A 2,786-nucleotide genomic window follows, 5' to 3' on the forward strand; every position below is an offset into this window, starting at 1 on the left:
GGGCCGGTTGGGCCGGTATCTCCTGTCGGGCCGGTTGGACCAGTATCTCCTGTTGGGCCGGTTGGGCCAGTATCTCCCGTTGGGCCGGTTGGGCCGGTATCTCCCGTTGGGCCAGTTGGACCGGTATCTCCCGTCGGGCCGGTTGGGCCGGTATCTCCTGTCGGGCCGGTTGGGCCAGTATCTCCCGTTGGGCCGGTTGGGCCGGTATCTCCCGTCGGGCCGGTTGGGCCGGTATCTCCTGTTGGACCAGTTGGGCCGGTATCTCCTGTGGGACCAGTTGGGCCGGTATCCCCTGTCGGGCCGGTTGGACCGGTCGGACCAATTGGGCCGGTCGGACCAGTAGTAACGATATCATCTTCTATAATAACTAAAGTTCCTTTTAATGGAACCTCTAAAGAAAAGAATATCGTTGCAGTGCTAATATTTACAAGTGATAAGGTGACAGGAGCTGCAGCTACATCAACGATTCCAATTCCAAACACCTCGCCTGTTTTTATCGGAGAATTACCTTCTAAAAAATCTCCCTGTGAGGAAGACAAAGCAAAAGCTGACCCATTTGTAGATTGTGATGACTGCGTTGCCAACCACCAGTCAATAACATATCTGCCAGCTTCCAAAAAGGTTACCACACCGGTAGCCGGATTATAAATTATATTCCCAGCTGAATAAACAATGGTATCAAAAAGGACATTTGCACCTGTAGCCACAGTTGTAGCTGTATTTAGTTCTATTTGAAGTGCAATATTACTCATAGTAAATCCTCCCATTTAAATAATGTTGACGTATATTCATAATGACTACGCCTATAAGTATTTTATGATACGGTATCGAATTTGGGAACTTACTCATAAACCATACAACTAATAAACCTTTATCTTTTTTCAATACAATGGAACTCGAAATAATTAGAATTTTAAAGGTCTTGTAGGTACAAAGTTAACGTATTTTATGTGATCTGTTTTTCTAACTTATAAGGAGAAATATTTCCTAATACAAAACGCCTCCACTTAGTATTACTGTATCGTTCAATATATTTTATTGTTTCTCTTTGGCTTTCAATTTATATAGTATTCCAGTTCTAAAAAATATAGGAAAATACAGTTGTAAATAATATTTCCGATCTGTATGTACGATAAGTCCCGGTTTTAATTTTTTCCCTTATACTTGATTGAAGAGTAAAATCTCAATAATGACATGAGGTGGATATGCGTTTAACTTAATTACTTGCTATTCTAAACCTTCGGAGATTCTTAAAATTCATAGCGTCCTTATACTCCTAAAAAATCTTTTACTAAGTACCTGACTTTCTAATGTTCTTACAGATTGTTTATTAATAAATATTTAAAATTATCCGCCTGTATAAAGCATAATAATGAGTTAAAAGTTTTTTAATCATTTAAAAAAATTAATATTCTATCGGTCAGAACCATTTTTATTGCTGTGATTTTAAACATTTCATTATAACTTTGACTAACCATAAAGCAGACCACCTTTCACTAAATTTTCCTAAAAGTATATGCCTTTATACCTATAATCTGAAACCAATCCTGAAATCAAAAGACCTTCAATATATTGGCTATATATTTATTTTTAGCAGTCAATTGAGCCCGACAATAGCCCGTATTTTATCAGCTGCATCAGGAATTAACGCCACAATTCCAAATGTCTCATGCTGAAAGACCAGAGTTTCTCTCAAAAGCGTGAAGGTGATGGAAATGTACTACTATAAATCTTTCTGAAGATAATCAACCCCCAGGAAATGAACATAAAGTCATACCCTGGGGGTTACACCACTACACTCCGTATTAAACATTCGCTAACAGTAGGTGTTTTATCTTAATTATCAGATGTTAATACCCGCACTGGCATATCCGTTTTCATAAAATATTGTCTCAAATATCCCTGCAGGCTTTTCACAGATTTTTCGTCTCCCTGTTATCCTTTTGGAGGACGAAACCGTTCTTCCATGGTTGTCCCCGAAGAATAAATACTATCTTCATCTCCAGACCTTTCAGTACCGCTTATTGCATTTACCTCCTTTCCCATGCATGATTAATACCACAACGTCTTTACCTATGTCTAACTATCAGAGTACAGTTTACCACAGCTTCATCTATAATTTGGACCCTCCTGAAATCAGGAGGGCCCAGTATAAATTGACCTATATCAATTTTTAATAGTTACTCAAGTCTGACAATAGTTAGTGTAGCACCAGCTGCACTCGAGACTAATGTCGCTGCACCCAAGAATCCGAAAAGCTCAAGTTCAACTGTTGAATTCGCCGGCAGAGTCACGATTATGCTTCCACTTAAAGACTCCACAGATAAAAGAGGCTGGTCGGTTGAAGGAATTGACGGGGCTCCATTAATAACTAATCGGGCGCCAACTAATAAACTTGCGGTTAGGTTAACCTCATAAGAAATCATATATCTTCCGGCAGGCGCGACCGTAAAGACCGTATTCGTGCCATCAGGCGTTATATCTGCGGTGAGGTCTTGGCTGTCAGCCAACGGAACAGATGTTCCGCCAAGCACGACCGGAATGACGTCACCCGTAGTACTTGCAGCAAATCCGGAAGTTGCCGCTAAAGCTGGGCCGGTTGGGCCGGTATCCCCTGTCGGGCCGGTTGGGCCGGTATCTCCCGTTGGGCCGGTTGGACCGGTGTCTCCCGTTGGGCCGGTTGGACCAGTATCTCCCGTTGGGCCAGTTGGACCGGTGTCTCCTGTCGGGCCGGTTGGGCCAGTATCACCAGTTGGGCCGGTTGGACCGGTGTCTCCTGTTGGGCC

At 42.4% G+C, this 2,786-nt stretch carries 1 protein-coding gene and 1 pseudogene; both read right to left on the reverse strand.

Annotated features, from left to right (window positions below):
• Positions 1-752: pseudogene (locus BQ9856_RS24875) on the reverse strand (hypothetical protein); the annotation flags it as partial.
• A gap of 1,428 nt (positions 753-2,180) precedes the next feature.
• Positions 2,181-2,786, reverse strand: a 606-nt coding sequence (locus BQ9856_RS25470) for a BclA C-terminal domain-containing protein (protein ID WP_442855529.1), incomplete at its 5' end; no start/stop codon positions are given.

Origin of the sequence: Clostridium sp. Marseille-P2415 (genome assembly GCF_900155545.1) — a bacterium.
GTDB lineage: Bacteria > Bacillota > Clostridia > Lachnospirales > Lachnospiraceae > Lacrimispora.